At 59.0% G+C, this 4,775-nt stretch carries 6 protein-coding genes and 2 tRNA genes; all 8 read left to right on the forward strand.

The window, feature by feature from the left end; translation table 11 throughout:
- Window positions 1-4 precede the first annotated feature (4 nt).
- Window positions 5-598 carry a 30S ribosomal protein S4 gene (gene rpsD / locus EPO09_RS16885; RefSeq protein WP_290644725.1) on the forward strand — a complete coding sequence of 198 codons (594 nt, stop codon included), beginning with the start codon at window positions 5-7 and terminating at the stop codon, window positions 596-598.
- A gap of 142 nt (window positions 599-740) precedes the next feature.
- On the forward strand, window positions 741-1,727 hold the full coding sequence (rpoA, locus tag EPO09_RS16890; protein WP_035036291.1) for a DNA-directed RNA polymerase subunit alpha: 987 nt from the start codon (window positions 741-743) through the stop codon (window positions 1,725-1,727).
- A gap of 97 nt (window positions 1,728-1,824) precedes the next feature.
- The gene (gene rplQ, locus EPO09_RS16895) at window positions 1,825-2,211 is read left to right on the forward strand and encodes a 50S ribosomal protein L17 (RefSeq protein WP_290644719.1); all 387 of its coding nucleotides are present in this window, start codon (window positions 1,825-1,827) and stop codon (window positions 2,209-2,211) included.
- Between the two features lie 160 nt (window positions 2,212-2,371).
- Window positions 2,372-2,448: transfer RNA gene (locus EPO09_RS16900), tRNA-Met, on the forward strand.
- Window positions 2,449-2,543: 95 nt separating this feature from the next.
- Window positions 2,544-2,620: transfer RNA gene (locus EPO09_RS16905), tRNA-Met, on the forward strand.
- Between the two features lie 259 nt (window positions 2,621-2,879).
- Complete coding sequence (locus tag EPO09_RS16910) at window positions 2,880-3,368, forward strand: group II truncated hemoglobin (protein WP_367200081.1); 489 nt, start codon at window positions 2,880-2,882, stop codon at window positions 3,366-3,368.
- Window positions 3,369-3,398: 30 nt separating this feature from the next.
- Entirely contained in the window at window positions 3,399-4,232 is an 834-nt protein-coding gene (locus tag EPO09_RS16915) for an NAD(+)--dinitrogen-reductase ADP-D-ribosyltransferase (protein ID WP_290644721.1), read from the forward strand.
- Window positions 4,225-4,775 (forward strand): ADP-ribosylglycohydrolase family protein (locus tag EPO09_RS16920; protein WP_290644722.1); only part of this gene is annotated, 551 nt, incomplete at its 3' end. The genes EPO09_RS16915 and EPO09_RS16920, both read left to right, overlap by 8 nt.

Consider the following 4,775-nt stretch of genomic DNA (forward strand, 5'->3'; position numbering starts at 1 on the left):
CAGTTTGGCCCGCCGCGAAGGCACCGACCTGTTCCTGAAGAGCGCACGCCGCCCTATCAGCGACAAGGCTAAATTCGACACCAAGCCCGGTCAACACGGCCGTACTTCCGGTTCGCGTACCTCCGACTTCGGCCTGCAACTGCGTGAAAAGCAGAAGGTCAAGCGCATGTACGGCGTGCTGGAAAAGCAATTCCGCCGCTACTTCGCTGAAGCCGAGCGCCGCAAGGGCAACACCGGTTCGAACCTGCTGGTTCTGCTGGAATCCCGCCTGGACAACGTCGTGTACCGCATGGGCTTTGCCTCCACCCGCGCTGAAGCTCGCCAGTTGGTGGGCCACAAGGGCGTGGTTGTGAACGGTCAAGTTGTGAACATCCCTTCGTTCCTGGTCAAGACCGGCGACATCGTGGCTGTGCGTGAAAAGGCCAAGAAGCAAGTTCGCGTGCAAGAAGCTTTCAAGCTGGCCGATTCCATCGGTCTGCCTGGTTGGGTTTCTGTTGATGGCACCAAGCTGGAAGGTGTCTTCAAGAAGAGCCCTGACCGCGATGAGTTCGGCTCCGACATCAACGAATCGTTGATCGTCGAACTGTATTCTCGTTAATGCACGCTTTGGCTGCGCTTCACGGCTGTTTGGTCGTGTCGCGTGGCCTTGTGCATTTGTATTTCAGAGCCGGAGCATGTGCTCCGGTTGGTCCAGCGGCCTTATCGGTGTAACGAGCCGAGGGTATTGACAGGAAGACCTCATGCAAACGAATTTGCTGAAACCCAAAGCCATCCAGGTGGAACCGCTCGGCGGTCACCGCGCCAAGGTTACGCTCGAACCGTTCGAGCGCGGCTATGGCCACACCCTCGGCAACGCGCTGCGTCGCGTGCTGTTGTCGTCGATGGTCGGTTTCGCACCCACTGAAGTCACCATCGCTGGCGTGCTCCACGAATACTCCGCCATTGACGGCGTGCAGGAAGACGTGGTTCACATCATGCTGAACCTCAAGGGCGTGGTGTTCCGTCTGCACAACCGTGACGAAGTCACGTTGGTGTTGCGCAAGGATGGCGAAGGTCCTGTGACCGCCGCTGACATCCAGACACCTCACGACGTCGAGATCGTCAACCCTGGTCATGTGATCGCCCACCTGTCGCAAGGCGGCAAGCTGGACATGCAGATCAAGGTTGAAAAGGGCCGTGGTTACGTGCCTGGCAACATCCGTCGCTATGGCGAAGAGTCGAGCAAGGCCATCGGCCGCATCGTGCTGGACGCTTCCTTCTCGCCGGTTCGCCGCGTGAGCTACACGGTCGAAAGCGCCCGCGTGGAACAGCGTACCGACCTGGACAAGCTGGTCATGGAAATCGAAACCAACGGCGCCATCTCGCCTGAGGAAGCGATCCGTGCTTCGGCCAAGATCCTTGTTGAACAACTGGCTGTGTTCGCTCAGCTGGAAGGCTCCGAGATCGCCGCGTTCGACGCGCCTGCCAAGTCGGCTCAGAACTTCGATCCGATCCTGCTGCGTCCAGTGGACGAGCTGGAGCTGACCGTGCGTTCCGCCAACTGCCTGAAGGCCGAAAACATTTACTACATCGGCGACCTGATCCAGCGTACCGAAACCGAGCTGCTCAAGACCCCGAACCTGGGTCGCAAGTCGCTCAACGAGATCAAGGAAGTTCTGGCTTCCCGTGGTCTGGCTCTGGGTTCTCGCCTGGAAGCCTGGCCTCCTCAAGGTCTGGACAAGCGTTGATTTTTTGAAGAGTGCATGGTCTTCAAATGAAGGCCATGCGGTGCACCCGGCGGTACCTTAATCCGGCCGTCGGTTTTATAAAGAAAGGACTAGCACCATGCGTCACGGAAATGGACTCCGTAAACTGAATCGTACTTCGGCTCACCGCGCTGCCATGCTGCGCAACATGGCCAACTCGTTGATCGAGCACGAAGCCATCAAGACCACCGTGCCTAAGGCCAAGGAACTGCGTCGCGTTGTCGAGCCGCTGATCACCCTGGCCAAGGAACCCACGCTGGCCAACAAGCGTCTGGCTTTCGACCGTCTGCGTAACCGCGACAACGTGGTCAAGCTGTTCAACGTGCTGGGCCCCCGCTTCGCCAAGCGTCCCGGCGGCTACACCCGCATCCTGAAGATGGGCTTCCGCGTGGGCGACAACGCTCCGATGGCCTACATGGAGCTGGTCGAGCGTACTGAAGAAGCTGCTGAAGGCGCCGCTGAATAAGCTGGCGGCCTACAAAGGCTGAGTGAAAAACCCGCAACGCGCAAGCGCTGCGGGTTTTTTCATTGGCGCTCATTCAATGTGTACGTAAAACGCCTTTGTGAATTGTTTTGTCAGAGATGTAGCGAAATCTTCAAACTCGTGCCATAATAGCTTTCTCTGTCGCGGGGTGGAGCAGTCTGGTAGCTCGTTGGGCTCATAACCCAAAGGTCGTTGGTTCAAATCCGGCCCCCGCAACCAAGTTCTTTCAAGAGAGCCTGTCGAGTAGATGGGCTTTTTTGTTCTCTGGCTGGTCCTTCAGAAAGACCACAAACAAGCCGGAATACCGCATCAGTCGCGGGGTGGAGCAGTCTGGTAGCTCGTCGGGCTCATAACCCGAAGGTCGTTGGTTCAAATCCGGCCCCCGCAACCAAAGCAAAGAAAGAGGCCCTCCGCGTGAGGGCCTTTTTTTATCTGACATCACACCCAAAGCATGTTCTCCCGCGCGGTTTGAGCCGTCGCCGGCTGCGCTTGCTCGTCTGAATGATGGGTGTGTCGGTTTTGTTTGAATGCCAACAAGCCAATGGCGGGGATGCCTGCAACTTGTCTGCGCTCAACCATGTCGTCTCCTGTGGGTGCCCTGGAGCGGCAGGCTTGTCTGAGCTGGTACGACTGTTGCGTTGGCATCTGGCATGAGCCAAGTGCCCCAACCCCTCAACAGCAATCCGCATTACCTGCGCCTGGGTGGCCATGAGCAGGTGGTGCGTTTGGTTGACGCGTTCTATCGGGTCATGGATACCTTGCCGGAAGCGGCGGTCATTCGGGCCATGCATGAGCCGGATCTGACGTCGACCAAGGCGGTGCTTGTGAAGTATCTGAGCGAGTGGATGGGCGGGCCCAAGCTCTATACGCCAGAACGCGGCGCGCCCATGTTGCGGCGTCGACATCAGCCGTTTCGGCTGGATGCTTCGGCGCGTGATGCCTGGATCAGTTGTATGAGGCTGGCGCTGGATGAGGTGTGCACAGATGAGGCGCTGCGTATGGAGTTGATCGCCGCGTTCTTCAAGGTGGCAGATTTCATTCGCAACACGGAGGACGGTGGCGGTGAGCGGGCACATCCGGGGCGACCACGCGAGATCCACCCAGGCGATCCCGCGGCGCCCCATCAATCGCAGCATTGAGGTAGGCCAAGGTGGGGAGCCAGACATATCGTGGAAGCAGGCGAGCACCCACCAAGCTGGTATTCAACCAATCTGGTTGGGGTGCCAACCTGGATCCTGGCCAGCATCGAGTTCAACGCACATCCGAGGGCCATGCACATTGGCGGCACGCGGTCTGCGCATCATGGTCTGTTTGCTTTATTGGCTCGGTGCAGTGATGTGCAGGAGGCTGGCGACGTGTTTGCTCACTACATGACCTTGGCGTTTGGCCTTCAACCGCTTGAGCCGGACAAGGGCGCGCAGTCTTCGGGTGAGGCTCGTCGCTGGCGCAGCAACTACATCAAGCTGTTGCAGGGTTGGGGGCTGGACAGCAGCGGGCCTGCGGGCGCCGTGCTCAAAGGGTGGGTGGAGAGCCGCTTTGGTCTTGTGCCGGCTTTTCACAAGGCCGTGTTGGCGCGCTTTCCCTCTCCTGCCTGGGTGACTTACCTGGAGCAGAAGGTCTCTAGCCGGTATCACAACAATGGCATCTATCAGCAGCTTGATCTGCTGTACGAGTATGGCCAATGGGTGCTGGGTCGTTTCAAACCATTTGGCGAAGGGCCCCGGATCACGCTCTGGCGCGGCATCAGTCGCGGCGAGCAGCAAGTGGTCGTCGGGCGTTGGTCTACTTCGGTCAGGCATGGGGTCATGCGGTTGAACAACCTCGTGAGCCTGTCAACGAGGGCCGATCAGGCCGAATGTTTTGGTGATTGGCTGCTGCGCATCGAAGTGCCTGTGTGCAAGTTGCTGTACTTCCCTGGTTTGCTCAAAGGCGTGCCATTGAATGGCGAAGGCGAGGTTCTCGCCATCGGCGGCGACTACGAAGTGGAGGTCTGTCATGGATGAGCTGCTTGAACGGCCAGGCACGCGACGGTCGGCACCGATTGGATGGGCGCGCTTGTTTGACCAGGCACTGGGGGCCTATCTGGGTTTGGCCGTGGGCGATGCCTTGGGGGCCACGGTCGAGTTCATGACGCCCAAAGAGATCAGCCAACAATATGGGCAATTGCGGGACGTGGTGGGTGGTGGCTGGCTCAAACTCAAGGCAGGCCAGGTCACGGATGACACCACCATGAGTCTGGCCTTGGGCGAAGCCCTGCTGGAGGGCCGCAGATTGGGGCGGCCGTTTGATGTGCAGTTGATGGCGGAAGCCTTTGTGCAATGGTGGCGAGGCAGGCCGGTCGATTGCGGCAATACCTGCCGTCGGGGCATCATGCGCTATATCGCTGATGGCAGCTTGCAAGGCCCTTTGAATGATGGCGATGGTGGCAATGGTGCCCTCATGCGCAACCTGCCCGTTGCCTTGGCGACCTTGGGGCAAGCTGAGCGACTTCAGCCTGTGTCGTTGGCGCAGGCGAGGTTGACCCATCATCATCCTCTTTCTGATGC

It is taken from the genome of Aquabacterium sp., assembly GCF_004297345.1.
Classification (GTDB): Bacteria; Pseudomonadota; Gammaproteobacteria; order Burkholderiales; family Burkholderiaceae_C; genus Aquabacterium.